Here is a 21411-nt window from a genome sequence, read left to right as displayed (position 1 = left end):
CCGCGGCGCGAGCGGCCGCGCGGCTGGGCTGCCCGCGCCCGACAACGCATCGAGCGCGACGCCCGCCGCCGCGCGCGTCGAGTCCTGCAACGGCGCGTCGCCCGCCTTGGCCGTGGTCTTCAGCACGCCCGGATAAGCCGGCAGCTCGTTCTGATCGACCACTTCGGCATCCTTCGGATTGCGCAACGCGAACACGAGGCGCCCCGAGCTTTCGGCGAGCGTCAGACGGTCGATGTCGGCGAGCGGCACGGCGAGCACCGCAGTGCGCACGAGGCCGTTCGGGTCGCCACCGTTGTCGCCGGTCGTCGTTGCGTTGCCGAATGCAAGCACGCGCACTTTCGAGAGCAGCAGACGCGCCTGCGTACGATCGATTTCGGCGCCGTTGCCGAGATTGCCGTTGCCGTCGCGCTTCAACGTGAAGAACACGTCGACGAAATTGCCCGGCCGCAAGCGATTGCCGACGGCATTGCCTTCGTCGACGCGCACCGCGAGCGCGCGCTCGCCCGGCTCGATGCGCTCGGCAAGTCCCGAGGACAACTGGGCTTCGAGCACCGGCGAATCGGCGCCGATGTCGGCGTTCGGCACGCGGCCCGCGAGTTGCGCCGGGTCGGTGAAGGCGCCGTTCGGGTTGATCGGCAGGTTCTGCACGCGCAGTTCGTCGACGGTGATCGGCTTGCCGCCCGGCAAGGTGCGGGTCGCGACGACCACCGGGAAGCTCGCCTGCGCCGCCGGCGCGGCCGCGACCGGTGCCGGACGGCGCGACAGCGTCCACGCGAAGATGCCGAGCACGAGCGCGAGCGCGATCAGGACACCGGCAAGAATTTTGGTCAGATTCGGCATGACGGGTAGTGCGATGGATTGCGTCGGTTGATGAAGGACGAACAGCACGAGGCCATGCGGCGAACGCGTGCGCTCACGCGGCCGGCGACGGGAGAAAAGATCGGTGCCGGCGTCACTGGATGTTCTCCGGGTTGAGCTGGACCGTCGCGTTGCCGGACAACGTGGTGGGCATGGCGAGATTAAGCAGCGGCAGCGGCGGCACGAGCGGATTGCTCGTGTAGTTGTACGTCAGCGAAACGGTGATGCAGGTCATCGCACTGCTGGTTCCGCAACTCGCATTCGTGGCCGCGCACTGCATCGCATTCACGAGCGGCTGGACCACGAGCTTCGCGGCGGCGCACGCGGCGTTGCCGCGGTTCGTGAGCGCGGTAGCCATCGACACGTTGGTCTGCCAGTTCAATGCGGCGCGCGCGCCTTCCGAGGCCGCGAGCGTGAGGTTCTGCTGCGCGACGAAGATCAGGCTGTACGTCACGATCGCGTAGAGGATCAGGAAGAACAGCGGGAACACGAGCGCGAACTCGACGGCCGTCGCGCCACGCTGCGCGCGTTGCCGGCTTGCGTTCGCTGCGTGCATGTGTGTCTGCGAGCGGCGGATGGGTTGCATGGCGCGGTGCCTCATCACAGCCCCCGGCCCGTTGCGCGCAGCACCAGCCACAGTGTCGCGGCCACGCTCAGGCATGCGGCATAGGGCGTCGATGCCTTGCCGGCCAGTTCGAACGTCGCGCGACCGTTCTGGCCAAGCCCCGCGAGCCGCGTGCGCGTGACGATCAGTAGCCACAAAGCATGAATGCCGGCCGCGAGACTCGCGGCCATCCACAAACCGAGCAATGCGTGCATGCCGCACCAGGCGCCGAGCACGGCAAACACCTTGACGTCCGCGGCACCCATCAAACCGAATGCGAAAAAGGGCAATAACGAAAACAGGCCGACCAATGCGCCAATCCCTGCCTGAAGCAACGAAATGCCGAATGGTCCGCAGCCGAATAACGCGCAGCCGAATGCCGCCGCCAATCCCGCGACGACAATCGAATTGGAAATGCGCCTCGCGCGGCAATCGCTTATAGCGACAGCCGCGGCCCAGGCGATAAATAAACCGATCCCCGTTGCGAAGCTCATTTCAGACTCGACAGGCGTGACAATGCAATGCGAATTGCATTGCAATTCACATTAACCCATAGCGCTATGCGTAAAAACACATGCAAAGTACTCAGCGTAATTGCGCCGAGTACTTTGCGATGCGTTTAAAGGCTGTCAGCCATTAAGTAGCAGGCGTGGTGCCCGTGATCTTATTAGAGATACTCGTAAACACGGTGTTCAGATCGCCGCCGAGCGTACCTACCGCCCCCGCGATGACCAGCACGATCAACCCCGCGATCAGCCCGTATTCGATGGCGGTAACGCCTTTGTTGTCTCTCAGGAAGCGTTGTGTGAGCTTTTTCATTTTTACCCTCGGAACTTCATATATTTCGTTTGATTTAATGCTGCTGTACGACCGAACTCTGCCGATGCAGCGGACCGTTTCTCTCATTTCCGGTCCCGTCCGTTGCCTTGCAGTAGTCCTACCACGCAGCCGCCTTGCCTACAACGGTGTGTTGGAACTGTCTGTTCGATAACGTACCTCCCCACGTCAATCGCTGACGCTTGCGGGTTTTATAGCCGAACAATCTTATTTAAGCAATTGTCCGATGCCCTCGGCTTCACACGATCTTTACTTTTGGCCCATGTTCAGGTTAACGGCAGTCCGTGCGTTTGCGCACATAGGAATAACCATAGGTTAGATTCGGTCCACTAATTATCTGTTTGAACAGAGCGTTTCAAGCACACGAGGGTTCGATAAACGTTTGCGTTACGCCGTGCACCGTAACGGCGCGCACGGCTCGTTACGTTACGCAGCCCTTGCAAAAGACCCACGAAACGTTCCTCGCGACCGCCAATTGCCTTCGCCGCAATTCTTTCGATATTCGGCAAAGCCTTATCGCATAAGGCTTTGCACAGTTTATTCAAAAAAATCCTCGCATCGCGCATTCGAAATGGCACGGCTCGTGCAGAGATAGCCGCGCGGCAAACATCCAACAACTGATGCGATACGAGGGCGACATGACCATTCAAACGACCAACACGACCATTCGGACAACACTGATCGCGGCGAGCATCGCGGCCATGCTTTCTCTTGGTGCTTGCGGAGGCTCCGGCAGCCTGAGCACGGGCACTGGCGGCAGCGGCAGCAACTCCGCCGGCGGCACGCTTTCGACGACCAACGGCAGCGGTTCGGCGGGCTCCGGCGGCTCCGGCACGACCCCGACGGGCAGCAACAGCAACCCGAACAACTCGTCCGGCACGAATCCGAGTGGTAACAATACAACGGTCGCGAATGCGCTCGGCACTGTCGCCGGCAATACCGGTGGCGTGGTCGGCGATGTCGGCGCCACGGTTGCGGGCGTCGGCTCGGTCATCGGTTCGCAGACGCTGCCCGGCGTCAGCCCGCAAACGACCAAGGCCGCCGGCGGTGTCGTGCAGGAAGCCGGCAACGCGATCTCGACGCTCGGCAACGGCGTGTCGCAAGGGCTCGGCCAGCTCGGCACCGGCAACGACGCGATCGGCATGACCGTCGCGAGCGTCGGCGGCGTGGTCGGTCATGTCGGCAACGCGGTCACCGATACGGGCGACCTCGTGACGAGTCTCGGCAGCGGCGCGCTCGCCCCGCTCGGCGCCGTCACCACCCCGCTCGGCAATACCGTCAGCACGCTCGGCAATGCGGTGTCGAGCGGCGCCGGCGTGCTCACGAACGCCCTGTCGACGGGGCCGGTTCAACAGGTCACGCAAACCCTCAGCACCGCGATTACGCCGATCACTTCGGTCGTCGCCTCGACCACGCAGACGGTCGGCAACGCAACCGGCCTCGGCGCGCCGGTCAACTCGCTGCTCGCGACGCTGGGCAGCGGCCTCGGCAAGGCCGGCACGCTGCTCTCGTCGACCGGCAACAACGCGGTCACGAGCGCGCTCGGCAAGACGGTCGTCGACACGGGCACCCTGGTCGCGTCAGTCGGCGGTCTTGTCAGCGGCGGCAGCGGCACGAATCCGCTCGGCGCCATCACGAGCGCGCTCGGTGGCCTGACGGGCGGCCTCACCGGCGGCAGCAGCACCGGCCCGCTCGGCGGCCTGACGGGCATCCTCGGCGGCACCTCGGGCAGCAGCGGCCCGCTCGGTCCGGTCACGGGTCTGCTCTCCGGCCTGACGGGCACGCTCGGCGGCGCAACCGGCACCGGCGCCGGCGGTCCGCTCGCTCCGGTGACGGGCCTGCTGTCCAGCGTGACGGGTGCGCTCACGGGCGCAACCAGCGGCAGCGGCGCCGGCAGCGGCCCGCTTGCGCCGGTCACGGGCCTGCTCTCCAGCGTGACGGGCACGCTCACGAACACGACGGGCGGCAGCAGCGGCCTGCTCGCTCCGGTCACCGGCCTGCTCTCGAGCGTCACGAATACGCTGGGCGGTGTGACGTCGGGCGTCACGACGGCGACGAATTCGGCGGCGACCAGCTCGGCGACGAACCCGGCCGCCGGCATTTCGCTGTCGTCGACGACGGGCAAGGGCACGACGGGCAGCAATCCGCTCGCACCGGTGACGTCGCTGCTCGGCAGCGTGCTCGGCGGACTGGGGAAGAAGTAAGCCGCTTGCCTGAAGAAGGTGGCGCGGCGCACGGCGGTATCCATCGGACGTGATCGCGCCACGCCGTTCGCGACTCGGGCGACACGCACGGCACGCGCCGCGCCGGCCGAAGCGCGGCGCGAACCGCCGGCCGCATGACAGCCACACGACGACCGCCACGCAGAAACACCCGCGCTTCGGCATCAAGCTTTAACCCCAGGCTTCAACTCCAGGCCGCGCTTCAAGGCTCGACAAAAGATTCGCCGGGGCCGACCACGGCCCCCGCTTTGCCCCGCACCGGACCGCGCCACCCGGAATGCGCGTTGTGACGGCGCAAGCAATCGCAAGGAATTGCACGGAACCGGCCGTACACGGCACACGATGAACACGGAGGAGCACCCATGTCCACTCAACGTTTTTTTTCTCTCCATGCGGCGTGCGCGACCGTCTCGTCGTTGCGCGCCCCGCTGATCGCCGTCGCGGTCGCCAGCCTGCTCGCGGCGTGCGGCGGCAGCACCGTCAGCGCACCGAGCGCTTCAAACCCCGGTAGCGGCGGCAACTCCGGCACCAATACACCGGGCACGACCACGACGACGTCCAAAGGCACGAGCGGCCTCGCCACCGTTGCCGCGCAAACCACCAGCGATCTCGGCAACACGATCGCATCGCAGACGATCCCGGGCCTGAGCCCGCAGGTCACCCAGGGGGTCGGTAGCGCGGTGTCGAGCACGAGCGGCACGCTCAATTCGGTCGCCGACGCGCTCAGCAACGGCCTCGGACAGACCGGCACGACGAGCAATCCGGTCGGCACGACGGTCGGCGGCCTCGGTTCGGTGGTCAGTTCGACGAGCGGTGTCGTGCAAGGCCTGAGCACGGCGGTCAACGGACTCGGCTCCGGCACGCTCGCGCCGCTCTCGCCCGTGACGACGCCGCTCGCCAGCACGCTCTCGACGGCCGCCACCGCGTTGAACGCGGGTGGCGCGACGCTCGGCAACGCGCTCAACTCGGCGCCGGTGCAGCAGATCACGCAGCCACTCAGCACGGCGATCACGCCGATCGTCACGAGCGCGGGTCTCATCACGCAGACGGTCGGCACGCAGACCGGCCTCGGCGCGCCGCTCGGCGGCGTGCTCGCGCAGGTCGGCGACGCGCTCAACACGGCGGGCTCGAAAGTCGGCTCGACCACCGGCAACCCGCTCGGCGCCGACGTCGGCGCGCTCGTCAGCTCGCTCGGCAACACGGTGACGAACGCGGGCGGCCTCGTCAATCCGAACGGCCCGAACGGCGCGAATCCGATTCCCGGCTTGATCACGAGCCTCGTCGGCAGCACCAACGTGGTGGTCGCTGGCGGACCGCCCGCCAACGGCAATCCGCTGAGCCCGCTGCAAAGCTCGCTCGCGAGTCTCGGGCTCGGCAGCAATCCGCTCGGTTCGTTGACGACCCTGCTCGGCGGCTCGCCGCTCGGCTCCCTGACTTCGACGCTGAACGGCACGCCGCTCGGCTCGCTGACGTCGCTGCTCGGCGGCACGGCCAGCGGCTCGAATCCGCTGACGACGCTCACGGGCACGCTGAGCGGCCTCACGAATATCGGCTCGGGCAGCGGCGGCCAGGCGCTCGCGCCGGTGACGGCGCTCGTCGGTCAGTTGACCGCGACGCTGACGACCGTGACGAGCTCGGTCGGCGGGTTGAGCACAACGACGGGTTCGAGCAGCTCCACGGGTAGTTCGGGCAGTGCAACGGGCGGCGTGTCGACGTTGCTCGGCAGCCTGTTGCCGATCAGCCATAAGTAAGCCGTTCATGCAGACGCTGCAACGGCGTTGCAGATGAACCGTCCGGCAAGATGCGCGCGCTTGCCGGACGACGCATGTCGGGGCGATGCATACGGCATCCATATATCGCCATGCTGTGCCTACAGTAGCGGAATGCGGTAACGAGATGCACGAACGCAATGCAGCAAGCGAAACGCGGCGAAAAAGCATCGCGCGCAGACAGTCGAATTCATAACAGGCGTCACGCATGCTCAAGCTCGCCGGGCTCGTGTCGATATATACGTCAGCACGGCAATATGCGTCGAGCCTCCTATAAGCGATCGAGACCCGCCCGGCCAGGCGGCACGCTCGCAACACAAAAATGGCATACGAGGAAAATCCGATGAGATTCGGGTATGGCAGTCAATGGAGTAGATGGACCATCGCGCTCGCGGCCATCGCGGCCAGCGCGACGCAGATGGAAGCCCATGCGCAATCCCGCCCGGTCGGCGGCAATCCGCTCGATTCGCTGCCGCAGATCAAAGCCCCTGACCGCGGTCCGAACGTGACCGTGCAGGTCGCGCCGCAAGCCCCTCAGCTTCAGGAACTGCTCGCCCGCCATCTGACGCCTTCGAGCGTGAAAGTCGAAGGCGTGAAGTCGATTCCGTTCGACCTGGTCGCGCAGCGCTTCACACCGCTCGTCGGCAAGGACATCACGATCGGCGAGCTGATCGAAGTGGCCAACGGCGTCACGAAGCTCTATCAGGAACGCGGCTTCGCGCTCTCGTTCGCGTTCATCCCGGCGCAGACTTTCGCCGACGGCGTGGTGCGCGTGACGGTCGTCGAAGGTTATGTGTCGGCGGTCAAGGTCACGGGCAATCCGGGCCAGGCCGAAGACAGGATTCGCGCAATCGCCGATCACATCGTCGCCGACAAGCCGCTGCATCGCGCGACCTTCGAACGCTTTACCCAAGTGCTCGGCCTGCTGCCGGGCATCAAGGTCGCCGCCAACGTGCCGCCGCCGCAAAACACCGACGGCGCGACCACGCTCGAGCTGAACGTAACGCGCAAGCCGATCGACTTCAGCGGCGGCCTGAACTTCAATCAGCCCGGCGTGCAGGGCCTGCTGACCGCCACCAGCAACGGGCTGACCGCGCTCGGCGAACAGCTGAGCGTATCGGCACTGCTGCCCAAGGGCCGCGACAACGTCACCTATCTGGCCGCGCACGCGGGCGTGCCGATCGGCAGCAACGGGCTGACCGGCAACATCGACGCGTCGCACTACCGCGGCAATCCCGTCGATACTCCCGGGCTCGCCTCCAACATCACGCGCACGGTCATCAACGACAAGATCGGCGGCTCGCTCGCCTACCCGCTCCTGCTGAGCAACACGCGCAGCGTGATCGGCACCGCGTCGGTCTATGCCTCGCACAACGAGGACCGCTATCACAATGACGACACCGGCGCGCAGATCGGCTTGCGCTCGCAGGTGCGCGTGATGCAGTTGCAGGCCGACTACATGGCCGTCGATCCGGGCCAGGTGCGGCGCGCGAGCATCAACGTCGCGAAGGCGTTCAACATTCTCGGCGCGTCGAAGTCCATCGACTCGAACGTGCCGGGCCCGACCGGCACGAACCCGGCGTCGCTCAACTTCGTGCGAACCGGCGCGAGCTTCTCGCAGACCAACGAGTGGCCGCTGAAGATCGGCACCTCGGTTTCGCTGACGGGCCAGTACAGCGCGGTATCGCTGCCGACCTCGGAGCAGATCTCGTTCGGCGCCCAACGTTTTGCGCAGGGCTACGAGCCGGGCGAGGCGGCGGGCGATTCGGGCTGGGGCGCGATCTTCGAAGTCAACCGGCCGATTGCGCTCGGCTTCACGTATCTGCAATCGTTCACGCCGTATGTGTCGTTCGACATGGCGCGCGTGTATCTGCACGCGGGCACGCCGGCACCGTCGCGCCTGTCGTCGATCGCGTTCGGCTTCCGCATTACCGATGCGCGCTTCTACAGCCTCGATCTGTCGGTCGCGAAGGCGGTCGGCGACGCGCCGGTGGAAAGCCCGTCGCGCAGTCCGCGCATCAATGCGACGTTCTCCTACCAGTTGAATTGACACGCCTGCGCAAGCATCGGGTACGCGTTGCCGATTAGAAGTCCTACTATCAAACGGCATGCGTACTTTCGCGTATTCTGCGCTGACGATGCCAACGGCAACGCGCCGGCATCGTCCCGCATCGCGCCGGCCGGTGGCGCATCAGCCGCCGGCAACGATGCTCATAACGCCGCGCGACCACGATCGCGCCGTCTCTCATCAAGGAGGAAGACAATGACGCAATTCACTCAACGCGCCCGCGCGATCGCGCTGCGCACCGCCCGGCACGCAGCGCTCGCCGGCGCCCTGCTCGCGAGCGCCGTGACGGCGATGGCGCAAACCGATACGCCGGTCGGCACCTGGCAAACGATCGACGATCACACCGGCCAGCCGAAGGCACTCGTGCAGATCACCCAGGACGGCAACGGCGAGTTGAGCGGCAAGGTCATCAAGGGGCTCGGCGCGAACGACCAGCCCGATCGCCGCTGCACCGAATGCACCGATGCGCGCAAGGACCAGTTGATTCTCGGCATGACGATCGTCGACAGCATGAAGAAGGATGGCGACAGCTGGGATCACGGGCAGATTCTCGACCCGGAGAACGGCAAGGTCTACAAGTGCAAGATGCATCTCGAAGACGGCGGCAACAAGCTCGTGGTGCGCGGCTATATTGGCGTCTCGCTGCTGGGCCGCTCGCAGACGTGGGTGCGCCAGCAGTAAGACACGACGCGTAAAGCGCGGCAGCCCGCCCGGCGCCTTGCCTGAACGAATGCGAAGCGGCAGCGCAGATCGATAGCGCGTTCGTGCGAAAGCGCGGCATACAAAAGAAGCGGCCGGCGATGAAAATCGCGCGGCCGTTTTTTATTGGCGGACGTCCCTGCGAAATAACAGCTATGCGGCCTGCCTGAGCGACGTGCCATAGACGAACGGCGACTCCGACGACGGCGTGGCGATTGCGGGACTGCACACGCCGGGCTTCACGTGCACCACCGCGGGCGCCTTTGCCGCGGCCTTGCCCTTCTGCGGCACGTTCGCATGCGTGCGCATGCGCGCTTCCATCAGGCGACAGAGTTCCTCGCTCGACGCACCGAGCAGCAGCCCGGTCACGCGCTTGAGCACGCCGGACTCATACCATGTTTTGAAGCGGCGGTGACAGGTTTGATACGACGGGTATTTGCGCGGCATCGCGGACCAGGTCGCACCGCTGTACATGACCCACAGCACGCCATTGAGCACCGCGCGCGTATTGGCAAGCGGCCGGCCGCGCAACTCGACGCGCGGACGCAGTTCGGGCAGTAGCGGCGCGACGCGGCGCCATTCTTCATCGGTAATATCGCGGTACGGATTCATGCTTCCTCCTTTGTCAGAACTACAACAAAAGATAGCCAGTCATCCGTTCGCGGAATATAAGACGACTCCGAATCTTGAAATGCGTTGTCCGATAAATCCGGATGCGCGACCGCAGCCGGCTTACGTCAGCGACGTATCGACGATCCGGCGCGGCGTATCGAGATATTCCTTCGACTGCATCTCGACGATGCGCGACACCGTGCGCGTGAATTCGTTAGCCATCGGCCCGTCGACGTACAACTGCTCCGGCGGCACCGCGGCCGACATCAGCAGCTTGACCTTGTGGTCGTAGAACACGTCGATGAGCCATGTGAAGCGGCGCGCTTCCGAGGCCATGCGCACCGTCATCTGCGGCACGCCGGAGAGAATCACCGCGTGAAAACGGCTCGCGAGCTCAAGGTAGTCGTTCTGCGAGCGCGGGCCGCCGCACAGCGTCGCGAAGTCGAACCAGACGACGCCGTCGGCGCGGCGCAGCGCCTTCAGCTCGCGCTTCTCGATATGCAGCAGCGGGCTTTCGTCGGGCACCGCGGCAAGCCGCGCGAAAGCGTCGCGCAGCGCCTTGTCGGCGGCGGCGCCGAGCGGCGAGTGATACATCTCGACCTGCGCCAGCGTGCGGCGCCGATAGTCGATGCCCGCATCGACGTTGAGCACGTCGAGCCTGTTCTTGATGAGCTCGATCGCGGGCAGCATGCGGTCGCGATGCAGACCGTCCGGATACAGCGTATCGGGATCGTAGTTGGACGTCATCACGAACTGCACGCCGTTCTCGAACAGCTTGTCGAGCAGACGGTACAGAATCATCGCGTCGGCGATGTCCGACACGTGGAATTCGTCGAAACAGATCAGCCGGTAGCGCTTCGCGATGCGGCGCGCGAGTTCGTCGAGCGGATCGGCCTGGCCTTTCAGTTCTTCGAGTTCGCGATGCACTTCGCGCATGAACTCGTGGAAATGCAGACGCGTCTTTCGCTGCACCGGCACGATCATGTAGAAGCTGTCCATCAGGAAGCTCTTGCCGCGCCCGACGCCGCCCCACATGTACACGCCGCGCGGTAGATCCGGGTGATTGATCAGCTTCTTGAACGCATTCGAGCGGCGCGACTTGTATTCGACCCACTCTTCATAGCACCGCTGCAGGCGGTCGACCGCCGCGCGCTGCGCCGGGTCCGATTGATAACCGCGAGTCTGCAGTTCTTTTTCGTAGTATTCGGTGACGTTCATCGTGTTGCTGCAAAAAAGAAAGGCGGGAGGGAGTGAACCCGCCCGCCTTCGGCGATACCAGGATTGCGTTTCGGCTCAGGCGTGCGCGCTTACATGTTCAGCGCGCGCTTGTCCACGGCGAGTGCCGCTTCGCGCATGACTTCCGACAGCGACGGGTGCGGATGGCAAATGCGGCCGATGTCTTCCGAGGCTGCCTTGAATTCCATCGCCACCACGGCTTCCGCGATCAGGTCCGATGCGTTGGCCGAAATAATGTGCACGCCGAGCAGCTCGTCGGTCTTCGCGTCGGCGATCATCTTGACGAAACCGTCCGCCTTCGCAATGCCGAGCGCGCGGCCGTTCGCCATGAACGGGAACTGGCCCGTCTTGATCTCGCGGCCTTCGGCTTTCAGTTGCTGCTCGGTCTTGCCGACCCATGCGATTTCCGGCTCGGTGTAGATCACCCACGGAACGCAGTTGTAGTCGATGTGCGGCTTCTGGCCGTCGATCACTTCCGCGACCAGCACGCCTTCGTCTTCGGCCTTGTGCGCGAGCATCGGGCCGCGCACCACGTCGCCGATCGCATACACGTTCGGCACGGCCGTCGCGCAGTGGTCGTTCACGTCGATGAAGCCGCGCTCGTTGGCCTTCAGGCCGATCGCTTCGAGGCCGAGGTTGTCGGTGTTCGGCACGCGGCCGACCGACACGATCAGACGGTCGGCTTCGAGCGTCTGCGCGTTGCCGTCCTTATCCGTGTAGGCGATCGTCACGCCGTTCGCGCTCGTCTTCACTTCGCCGACCTTCACGCCGACGTGAATGTCGAGACCCTGCTTCTTGAACTGCTTGGCCGCTTCTTTCGAGAGCGCCTGGTCAGCCGCGCCGAGGAATTCCGGCAGCGCTTCGAGCACGGTCACTTCCGCGCCGAGGCGGCGCCACACCGAGCCGAGTTCCAGACCGATCACGCCCGCGCCGATCACGGCCAGCTTCTTCGGTGCCGAGTCGAACGAGAGCGCGCCTTCGTTGTCGGCGATCAGCTTGTTGTCGACCGGAATGCCCGGCAGATGACGCGCCTTCGAACCCGTCGCGATGATCACGTTCTTCGCCGTGACGACTTCGGTTTCGCCTTCGCCGCTCACTTCGATCTGCACGCCGGCGTCGGTCTTGCCGGCGAACTTGCCATGGCCCTGGAGCCACGTGATCTTGTTCTTGCGGAACAGGAATTCGATGCCCTTGGTCATCTTCTCGACGATGCCGTCCTTGCGGGCCATCATCTTCGAGATATCGACCGTCACGTCGCCTACCGAAATACCGTGGTCAGCGAGGTGATGCGAAGCGTTTTCAAACTCTTCCGACGACGCGAGCAGCGCCTTCGACGGAATGCAGCCGACGTTCAGGCAGGTGCCGCCGAGCTTCAGCGCGCCGGCCGGATTCTTCCACTTTTCGATACATGCGACGGTCTTGCCGAGCTGCGCTGCGCGAATGGCGGCGATATAACCGCCGGGGCCCGCGCCGATCACGACGACGTCAAATTCTTTGGACATGACAATCCCTTTGATGACGGAACGGCGCCGGGCCATCTAAGGTGGCGCGCGCCGTTCCGGTACTGCTGAATGCTTGAAGACTTACTGCGGATGGCGCCGGCTGGCCACGCCGGCCGGCGCCAGTGGAACGTGCGCTTACAGGTCGAGCAGCAGGCGCGCCGGATCTTCCAGCGCGTCCTTCATCGCGACCAGCGACAGCACCGCTTCGCGGCCGTCGATGATACGGTGGTCGTACGAGAGCGCGAGGTAGTTCATCGGGCGGATCACGATCTGGCCGTTTTCGACCACAGCGCGTTCCTTGGTGGCGTGCACGCCGAGAATCGCGGACTGCGGCGGGTTGATGATCGGGGTCGACAGCATCGAGCCGAACACGCCGCCGTTCGAGATCGAGAACGTACCGCCCGTCATTTCTTCGATCGACAGCTTGCCGTCCTTCGCCTTCTGGCCGAATTCGGCGATCTTCTTCTCGATGTCGGCGAGGCTCATCTGATCCGCATTGCGCAGGATCGGCACCACCAGACCGCGCGGCGAACCGACCGCGATACCGATGTCGAAGTAGCCGTGATAGACGATGTCGTTACCGTCGATCGACGCGTTCACGAGCGGGAACTTCTTCAGCGCGTGAACAGCCGCCTTCACGAAGAACGACATGAAGCCGAGCTTCACGCCGTGTTCCTTCTCGAACTTGTCCTTGTACTTGTTGCGCAGGTCCATGACCGGCGCCATGTTCACTTCGTTGAACGTCGTGAGGATGGCGTTGGTTTGCTGCGACTCGAGCAGACGCTCGGCGATACGCGCACGCAGACGCGACATCGGCACGCGCTGTTCCGGACGGTCCTTGAGCCACTGGTCGGCCGATGCCGGAGCCTTGACGTCCGGCAACGACGGCTTGGCGGCCTTCGGTGCGGCAGCCGGTGCCGGTGCAGCCTTGGCAGCCGGAGCGCCGGCGGCGAGCACGTCGCCCTTCGTGATGCGGCCATCGCGGCCCGTGCCGGCGACGTCGCCAGCAGCCAGGCCCTTCTCCGCCATCAGCTTGCCGGCAGCCGGCGAAGCCGCGGTGTTCGAACCCGTTGCGGCGGCAGCCTGAGCGGCCGGTGCCGCAGCAGCTTCGGCAACCGGAGCCGGCTTCACTTCGGCTTCGACGGCAGCGGCGCCTGCCTTGCCTTCGGTGTCGATCTTCGCGATCACCTGGTCGGCCACGACGGTGTCGCCGTCGTTCGAGATGACTTGCGCGAGCACGCCCGCAGCCGGAGCCGGCACTTCGAGCACGACCTTGTCGGTCTCGATTTCGATGAGGATTTCGTCCTGGGCGACAGCCTCGCCCGGCTTCTTCTTCCACTGCAGCATGGTGGCTTCCGAGACCGACTCGGAGAGCTGGGGAACCTTGACTTCAACAATAGCCATTATGAGTATCCTGAATACGTATCGGGTGACGGCGCTTCTTCACGACCGCCTGCGAACCTCGGGCGCCGCGCCTGAACCTCATGGGAACCGTTCGACGCGGTTCGGCGCGGCGCGGGAAAAATGCACTACGGTGCACCTTTCCCGGCTCGACTGTTTCCTTATTTAGCGATCGACGCGCTCTTGAGGCGGCCGAAAGCGCCTTCGACCAGCGCCTTCTGCTGCTCGTAGTGCTTCGCGTAGTAACCGACTGCCGGCGAGGCCGAAGCCGGACGGCCGCTGTACGCCAGCTTCTGCCCGTCCTTCATGCCTTCCTTCAGGTGGTGCTCGATGTAGAACCACGGGCCCTGATTCTGCGGCTCGTCCTGCACCCAGACCACTTCGGTCGCGTTGTCGTACTTCTTCATTTCCGCTTCGAACTGCTTGTGCGCGAACGGATAGAGCTGTTCGATACGGATGATCGCGACGTCGTTCGCCTTCGCTTCGCGGCGATGCGCGACGAGGTCGTAGTACACGCGGCCCGAGCAGGCGATCACGCGCTTGACCTTCTTCGCGTCGATCGACTCGTCGGTTTCGCCGAGCACCGGCTGGAACGAGCCCTTCGCGAGTTCCGACAGATCCGACACGGCTTCCTTGTGGCGCAGCAGCGACTTCGGCGTGAAGACGATGAGCGGCTTGCGGAACAGGCGGATCATCTGGCGACGCAGCAGGTGGAAAATCTGCGCCGGCGTGGTCGGCTGAACGACCTGCATGTTGTGGTCCGCGCACAGTTGCAGGAAACGCTCGATACGTGCCGACGAGTGCTCCGGACCCTGGCCTTCGTAGCCGTGCGGCAGCATCATGGTCAGGCCCGAGACGCGGCCCCACTTCACTTCGCCCGACGAGATGAACTGGTCGATCACGACCTGCGCGCCGTTCACGAAGTCGCCGAACTGCGCTTCCCATGCCACGAACGTGTTCGGTTCAGCGGTCGAGTAGCCGTATTCGAAGCCGAGCACCGCTTCTTCCGACAGCACCGAGTCGATCACCGTGAACTTCGCCTGACCTTCGGCGATGTTCTGCAGCGGCACGTAGGTGCCGTCGTTCCAGCGCTCGCGGTTCTGGTCGTGCAGCACCGCGTGACGGTGCGTGAACGTGCCGCGGCCCGAATCCTGACCGGTCAGGCGCACCGCGTAACCCGATGCGACCAGCGACGCGAACGCGAGGTGCTCGCCCATGCCCCAGTCGAGCTTCGCTTCGCCGCGGCCCATGGCGCGACGGTCGTTGATCACGCGCTCGACGAGCGGGTGCACCTTGAAGTTTTCGGGAATCGTGGTGATGCGCTCGGCGAGGCGCTTCAGTTCCGCGAGCGGCACGGCCGTGTCGGCCGCGTCGGTCCACTTGCGGTTCAGGAACGGCACCCAGTCCACCGCGTACTTGCTCTTGTAGTTCGAGAGCACCGGGTCGACCGTGTGGTGGCCTTCGTCCATCGCCTTGCGGTAGGCCTTGACGAATTCGTCGCCTTCGTCGGCCGAGATCACGCCTTGCTGCACGAGCTTTTCAGCGTACAGCGCGCGCGTGCCCGGATGCTTCGCGATCGTCTTGTACATGAGCGGCTGCGTGACCGCCGGGGTGTCCTGCTCGTTGTGGCCGAGCTTGCGGAAGCAGACGATGTCGACGACGACGTCCTTGTGGAACTGGATCCGGAAATCGATCGCGAGCTGGATCGCCAGCACGACCGCCTCGGGATCGTCGCCGTTCACGTGCAGCACCGGCGCCTCGATCATCTTGACGACGTCCGAGCAGTACAGCGTCGAGCGCGAATCGCGCGGGTCCGACGTCGTGAAGCCGATCTGGTTGTTGATGACGATGTGCAGCGTGCCGTGCGTGCCGTAACCGCGCGTTTGCGCGAGGTTCAGCGTTTCCATCACGACGCCCTGGCCCGCGAAAGCCGCGTCGCCGTGGATCTGCACCGGCAGCACCTGCAGGCCGGTTTCGTCGCCGCGACGGTCCATACGGGCCTTCGCCGAACCCTCGACCACCGGGTTGACGATTTCGAGGTGCGACGGGTTGAACGCGAGCGACAGGTGAACCGGGCCGCCTTCCGTTGCGACGTCCGACGAGAAGCCCTTGTGGTACTTCACGTCGCCGGCCGGCAGATCGTCGACGTGTTTGCCTTCGAATTCGGCGAACAGGTCGGCCGGCATCTTGCCGAGCGTGTTGACCAGCACGTTCAGACGGCCGCGGTGCGCCATGCCGATGACGATTTCCTGGACGCCGTTCGCGCCGCCGTGGCGCACGACTTCGTCCATCGCCGCGATGAAGCTCTCGCCGCCTTCGAGCGAGAAGCGCTTCTGGCCGACGTACTTGGTGTGCAGGAAACGCTCGAGGCCTTCAGCGGCCGTCAGGCGGTTCAGGATGTGCTTCTTCTTGTCGTTGCTGAAGTTCGGCGTCGAGCGGATCGATTCGAGCCGTTCCTTCCACCAGCGCTTCTGCTCCGGATCGCTGATGTACATGTACTCGGCGCCGATCGTGCCGCAGTACGTGTCGCGCAGCGCCTTGACGATGTCGCGCAGCGTCGCCCGCTCGAACCCGAAGTACAGGTTCGTTGCACTGAACTCCTGGTCCATGTCGGCTTCGGTGAAGTCGTAGAACGCGGGTTCAAGTTCGGGGATTGCGGGACGTTCGCGGCGCTTCAGAGGATCGAGATTGGCCCATTGCGAGCCGAGGAAGCGATATGCGCCGATGAGGGACTGGACGTAGACCTGTTTGCGGGAAGTGGCGAGGTCTTCGCCGCCGGCCGTTGCGCGCGGCAGGAAGGCATTGGCCTTGGCGCGCTGGGCAAACGACTCGACGATCGGGCCGTGGGCCACGTCGTTGGCGTTGCTGCCGTCCGATGCGGGCACGTTTTGCAACGCATCGAAATAGCTGCGCCAGGTCTCGGGCACTGACGCCGGATTATCGAGATACGCTTCGTACATTTCTTCGACGTACGGAGCATTGCCGCCGAACAGATAAGAGTTCGACTGGAATTGCTTCATCATTTTTACGCTCACCTTTCTTCGAGCTTCTCGAGAAATAGCGGGTTACAGAACCTTCCGCGACACGGCCTGACCGTTTAGCGGATTGCGCGAATCAAGTCTTGCTTGGAAGGACCTAAAACAGTGCACCCGGGAGCATAGCACAGAACGAATAGCCCAGATAGCGAACCGCATAGGGGCAAACGCCCGTGACGGCGGGCGTTTCACGGATGGGCCGAAAACAGCGAAGCCACCCGAAGGTGGCTTCCATTACTGCTATCCGGTCACGCCGGCTTGCGGTCGCTTACTCGGCAACCTTGTTGCGGCTCGCGCTGCGGCGCTCGTGTTCCTTCAGGTAGCGCTTACGCAGACGGATCGACTTCGGCGTGACTTCGACGAGTTCGTCGTCGTCAATGAATTCGACCGCGTATTCGAGCGACAGCTGGACCGGCGGCACGAGACGCACGGCCTCGTCGGTGCCCGAGGCGCGCACGTTGGTGAGCTGCTTGCCCTTGATCGGATTCACGACGAGGTCGTTGTCGCGGCTGTGAATGCCGATGATCATGCCTTCGTACAGCGCCTCGCCCGGCGACACGAACATGCGGCCGCGGTCCTGCAGCTTCCACAGTGCGTACGCAACGGCCGCGCCGTCGTCCTGCGAGATCAGCACGCCGTTGCGGCGCTCGCCGACCGCGCCGTCCTTGACCGGCTGGTACGAATCGAACGTGTGGCTCATCAGGCCCGTGCCGCGCGTGAGCGTGAGGAATTCCGACTGGAAGCCGATCAGGCCGCGCGCCGAAATGCGGTACTCGAGACGCGTGCGGCCACGGCCGTCCGATGCCATGTCGAGCATTTCGCCCTTGCGGCGGCCGAGTTCTTCCATCACGCCCCCCTGGTGGGTGTCTTCCATGTCGACGGTCAGGTTTTCGTACGGCTCGTGCTTGACGCCTTCGACTTCCTGCATCACGACGCGCGGACGCGACACGGCCAGCTCGTAGCCTTCGCGGCGCATGTTTTCGACCAGAATGGTCAGGTGCAGCTCGCCGCGGCCCGCCACTTCGAACGTGGTTTCGTCGCCGGTATCGCGCACGCGCAGCGCGACGTTGTGATTCAGTTCCTTCATCAGGCGGTCGCGAATCTGGCGGCTCGTGACGAACTTGCCCTCGCGGCCCGCGAGCGGCGACGAGTTGACGAGGAAGTTCATCGTCAGCGTGGGTTCGTCGACCGTGATCATCGGCAGCGCTTCCGGCTGTTCCGGCGAACAGATCGTCACGCCGATGCCGACTTCCTCGATACCGTTGATCAGCACAATGTCGCCCGCTTCAGCCGAGTCGACCTGCACGCGGTCGAGCCCCTTGAACGACAGCACCTGGTTGATCTTGCGATTGAGGATTTCGCCTTCCGGACCCGAGCGTACCGCGACGGCCATGCCCGGCTTGATGCGGCCGCGCGTGATACGACCGATACCGATACGGCCGACGTACGACGAATAGTCGAGCGAGGTGATCTGCAGTTGCAGCGGACCTTCCGGGTCGGCCGGGCGCACCGGCACGTGCTTGAGGATCGCCTCGAACAGCGGCCGCATGTCGCCGTCGCGCACGTCCGCCGTGAGGCCGGCATAACCATTGAGACCCGATGCGTAGACGATCGGGAAATCGAGCTGCTCTTCGCTTGCGCCGAGCTTGTCGAACAGGTCGAAAGTCTGGTTGATGACCCAGTCGACGCGCGCACCCGGGCGGTCGACCTTGTTGACCACGACGATCGGCTTCAGGCCGAGCGCGAGCGCCTTCTTCGTGACGAAGCGGGTTTGCGGCATCGGGCCTTCCACCGCGTCGACGAGCAGCAGCACCGAGTCGACCATCGACAGCACGCGCTCCACTTCGCCGCCGAAGTCGGCGTGCCCCGGCGTGTCGACGATGTTGATGTGCGTGCCTTCGTACTCCACCGCGCAGTTCTTCGACAGGATCGTGATGCCGCGCTCCTTTTCGATGTCGTTCGAGTCCATCACGCGCTCGGCGATCTGCTGGTTCTCGCGGAACGTGGCGGTCTGGCGGAGGAGCTGGTCGACGAGCGTGGTCTTGCCGTGGTCGACGTGAGCAATGATGGCGATGTTGCGTAGGGCGCGGGTCATAGGAAACCTGGAGACAGTTGGAGTGCGCCGCTTGCTTATGCTGCTGGTTGGGGAGATCACCCCGACAACAAGCCCAAAGCGCACTTTTGGGAACCCAACATTATAGCATGGCGAAATGATGCTCTCTGGTATTCCCTGATAGACCGCTCTCTTTTCCTCTTCCCCAGTGCGCGCCGATCCGCAGCCCGGCCCGATGCCGCTGCCACGACGAACCATCTCCCTTGACGCCCAACCGGAAAACAATCGGGGAAAAATCCTTGCCTAAGCTGTAAGAACGCTTGTCGCGTCAATCAACAGCCGACTATACTAATGCCTAGTCAACCATTGCATTCGCACGAGAATCATGTCGGAGCCGTCCACCGAATCCATGCCGGACCTTAGCGAGTATCAACTCGGCGAAAGCGTCGGCTATCTCCTCTCGCGGGTGAAATCGACCATGTCCAACCTGATCACGCAGCGCAGCATGGCCGAGTTGGGCATCACCAGCCAGCAGGGCAGCATCCTGTTCATGGTGGCGAGCGGCAAATGCCTGCTGGCCGCCGAACTGGCCCGCGAATACGGCATCGACGCCAGCGCCGTCACCCGTCTGATCGACCGGCTCGAAAAGCGCGGCCTGCTCACCCGGGTGCGCAGCAACGAAGACCGGCGCGTCGTGCGCCTCGCGCTGACACCCGAAGGCCACGCAATCGCCGCCCGCATGCCGGGCATTTTCAATAGTGTGCTCGACAGCCTGCTGAACGGTTTCACCGCCGAGGAAGTGGGTTTCCTGAAGAGCATGCTGCGCCGGGTGCTCGTCAATTCCGGCGAACAGACGGGACTGACCCGCGAGGCCGCCGGCAATCCCGACGGTAAATCCTGAGAAATTGCTTGCTGCGTCCATCATTACCTTCCACTCAAAGAGTCGAGCGATGAAATCCCTTTTCCTGTCCGCGCCCGCGCTTCCGAGCCGGGCCGCCGTCGCCGCCGCGGTGACGGCGCTCGCCCTCACGGGGTGCGCGAACTACATCGGCGTGAAGAGCGACAAGCAGATCGCGTCGCCGGCGCAGTATGAGTCGACGCAGAGCCTGCCCAGCGAAGGTGGCCAGTGGCCCTCGCTCGACTGGGCCAACCAGTTCGGCGACCCGCAACTGCCGAAGCTGATCGCGGAAGCGCTCGAGGGCAGCCCGTCGATCGCCCAGGCGCAGGCGCGTCTCGCGAAGGCTTCGTCGTATATCGAAAGCTCGCGCTCGGCGCTGTTCCCGAAGGTCAACGGCAGCTATTCGTGGACGCGCGAACTGTTCTCGGCGAACGGTCTCTACCCGCCCCCGTACGGCGGCACGTGGTTTAGCGAAAACAACGTGCTCGCGAGCGCGTCGTGGGACCTCGACCTGTGGGGCAAGAACCGCCAGCGTCTCGGCCAGGCCGTGTCGCAACAGAAAGCCGCCGAAGCGGACGTACAGCAGGCGCGCGTGACGCTCGCCGCGTCGGTGGCGAGTACCTACAACCAACTCGCGCAGCTGTATGCGTTCCGCGATATCGCCGCGCGCGAGATCGCCAACCGCCAGGATGTCGGCCGCATCACCAACGGCCGCGTGGCCGCCGGTCTCGACTCCAACGTCGAGAAGCAAACGGCCGTCGGCAACATCGCGACCAGCCAGTCGAACCTGACCGACCTCGACGGCCAGATCACGGTCGTGCGCTATCAGCTCGGCGCGCTGCTCGGCAAGGGCCCGGACCGCGGCATGCAGATCGCCAAACCCGCGCTCACGGGCGGCGACACGGTCGCGCTGCCGGACAACATCCCGGCCGATCTGGTGGCGCGCCGCGCGGACATCGTCGCCGCCCGCTGGCAGGTCGAAGCCGCGATGCACGACGTCAAGGAAGCGAAAGCCGAGTTTTTCCCGGACGTGAACCTCGCGGCCGGTTTCGGTTTCGACGCGCTCGGCTGGGGGCGCTTTCTGACCGCGGCGAGCCGTCAGACCCAGTTCGGCCCGGCGATCCATCTACCGATCTTCGACGCCGGCGCGCTGCGCGCGCAGCTGAAGGGCCGCTATGCCGACTTCGACCTCGACGTCGCGAACTACAACCAGACGCTGATCAACGCGCTGCAGGACGTGTCGACGCAGGTATCGTCGATCCGCTCGATCGACCAGCAGTCGGGCGACGCCCAGCGCGCGCTCGACGCGTCGAGCAAAGCGTATCAGCTCGCCGTGGTGCGCTACAAGGCGGGCCTGTCGCCGCAGTTGCAGGTACTGACCGCCGACGAGAACAGGCTCGCCGCCGAGCAGACGGTGACGGGGCTGAAAATGCGCCGCCGCGATCTGCAGATCGGCCTCATCAAGGCGCTGGGCGGCGGCTTCGACGCAACCCGGAGCGGTCTCGTGGTGCCGACCGACGCCCCGGCATCGGCAACGGGCACCGATACGAGTGCCGCCGCCAGCACCGCCGCGAAATAAGCCGCCCACCGCCACGCCGACGCCAACGCATCCGCACG

General features: G+C 64.6%; 16 protein-coding genes. 6 read left to right on the top strand and 10 right to left on the bottom strand.

Translation table 11 applies throughout. The features are described from left to right. The 4 genes from cpaB to F3J20_RS23475 form a co-directional block, all read right to left on the bottom strand. Positions 1–840, bottom strand: an 840-nt coding sequence (gene cpaB, locus F3J20_RS23490; protein ID WP_167284668.1) for a Flp pilus assembly protein CpaB, incomplete at its 3' end; no start/stop codon positions are given. Positions 841–952: 112 nt separating this feature from the next. Continuing rightward, on the bottom strand, positions 953–1414 hold the full coding sequence (locus F3J20_RS23485) for a TadE/TadG family type IV pilus assembly protein (RefSeq protein WP_167284667.1): 462 nt from the start codon (positions 1412–1414) through the stop codon (positions 953–955). A 44-nt stretch (positions 1415–1458) separates the two neighbouring features. Further along, a complete protein-coding gene (locus F3J20_RS23480) occupies positions 1459–1956 on the bottom strand; it encodes a prepilin peptidase (protein WP_167284666.1) in 498 nt (165 codons plus the stop codon). A gap of 142 nt (positions 1957–2098) precedes the next feature. Continuing rightward, positions 2099–2281, bottom strand: coding sequence for a Flp family type IVb pilin (locus F3J20_RS23475; protein WP_167284665.1), 183 nt, complete (start codon positions 2279–2281; stop codon positions 2099–2101). 656 nt (positions 2282–2937) lie between these two features. On the opposite strand from F3J20_RS23475, the gene F3J20_RS23470 reads away from it, so the two are divergent. From F3J20_RS23470 to F3J20_RS23455, 4 genes are all read left to right on the top strand, one after another. After that, complete coding sequence (locus F3J20_RS23470; RefSeq protein ID WP_167284664.1) at positions 2938–4503, top strand: collagen-like triple helix repeat-containing protein; 1566 nt, start codon at positions 2938–2940, stop codon at positions 4501–4503. A gap of 380 nt (positions 4504–4883) precedes the next feature. Continuing rightward, positions 4884–6272, top strand: coding sequence for a collagen-like triple helix repeat-containing protein (locus F3J20_RS23465; protein WP_167284663.1), 1389 nt, complete (start codon positions 4884–4886; stop codon positions 6270–6272). A gap of 361 nt (positions 6273–6633) precedes the next feature. Beyond that, positions 6634–8340, top strand: coding sequence for a ShlB/FhaC/HecB family hemolysin secretion/activation protein (locus tag F3J20_RS23460; RefSeq protein WP_167284662.1), 1707 nt, complete (start codon positions 6634–6636; stop codon positions 8338–8340). 213 nt (positions 8341–8553) lie between these two features. Continuing rightward, positions 8554–9039 (top strand): DUF2147 domain-containing protein, encoded by a 486-nt coding sequence (locus tag F3J20_RS23455; RefSeq protein WP_167040157.1) that lies wholly within the window; start codon positions 8554–8556, stop codon positions 9037–9039. 171 nt (positions 9040–9210) lie between these two features. Here F3J20_RS23455 and F3J20_RS23450 read toward each other — a convergent pair whose 3' ends face one another. The 6 genes from F3J20_RS23450 to typA form a co-directional block, all read right to left on the bottom strand. Further along, positions 9211–9669, bottom strand: coding sequence for a transposase (locus F3J20_RS23450; RefSeq protein ID WP_167284661.1), 459 nt, complete (start codon positions 9667–9669; stop codon positions 9211–9213). Between the two features lie 120 nt (positions 9670–9789). Beyond that, the gene (gene zapE, locus F3J20_RS23445; protein ID WP_167040161.1) at positions 9790–10887 is read right to left on the bottom strand and encodes a cell division protein ZapE; all 1098 of its coding nucleotides are present in this window, start codon (positions 10885–10887) and stop codon (positions 9790–9792) included. A gap of 89 nt (positions 10888–10976) precedes the next feature. Further along, a complete protein-coding gene (lpdA, locus tag F3J20_RS23440; protein ID WP_167284660.1) occupies positions 10977–12407 on the bottom strand; it encodes a dihydrolipoyl dehydrogenase in 1431 nt (476 codons plus the stop codon). A gap of 135 nt (positions 12408–12542) precedes the next feature. Continuing rightward, positions 12543–13811: a 2-oxoglutarate dehydrogenase complex dihydrolipoyllysine-residue succinyltransferase gene (odhB, locus tag F3J20_RS23435; RefSeq protein ID WP_167040165.1), complete on the bottom strand. Its 1269-nt coding sequence runs from the start codon at positions 13809–13811 to the stop codon at positions 12543–12545. A gap of 158 nt (positions 13812–13969) precedes the next feature. Beyond that, entirely contained in the window at positions 13970–16831 is a 2862-nt protein-coding gene (locus F3J20_RS23430) for a 2-oxoglutarate dehydrogenase E1 component (protein ID WP_167284659.1), read from the bottom strand. A gap of 280 nt (positions 16832–17111) precedes the next feature. Further along, entirely contained in the window at positions 17112–18938 is a 1827-nt protein-coding gene (gene typA, locus F3J20_RS23425; protein ID WP_167040169.1) for a translational GTPase TypA, read from the bottom strand. A 343-nt stretch (positions 18939–19281) separates the two neighbouring features. Here typA and F3J20_RS23420 point away from each other — a divergent pair, with 343 nt between their 5' ends. Then, complete coding sequence (locus F3J20_RS23420) at positions 19282–19797, top strand: MarR family transcriptional regulator (protein WP_167040171.1); 516 nt, start codon at positions 19282–19284, stop codon at positions 19795–19797. 49 nt (positions 19798–19846) lie between these two features. Continuing rightward, on the top strand, positions 19847–21373 hold the full coding sequence (locus F3J20_RS23415; RefSeq protein ID WP_167284658.1) for an efflux transporter outer membrane subunit: 1527 nt from the start codon (positions 19847–19849) through the stop codon (positions 21371–21373). Positions 21374–21411: the final 38 nt, after the last annotated feature.

Origin of the sequence: Paraburkholderia sp. Cy-641, assembly GCF_011752945.1 — a bacterium.
Lineage (GTDB): Bacteria > Pseudomonadota > Gammaproteobacteria > Burkholderiales > Burkholderiaceae > Paraburkholderia.
The sequence above is the reverse complement of the archived record's forward strand: the minus strand, read 5'-3'. Positions and strand labels throughout refer to the sequence as shown.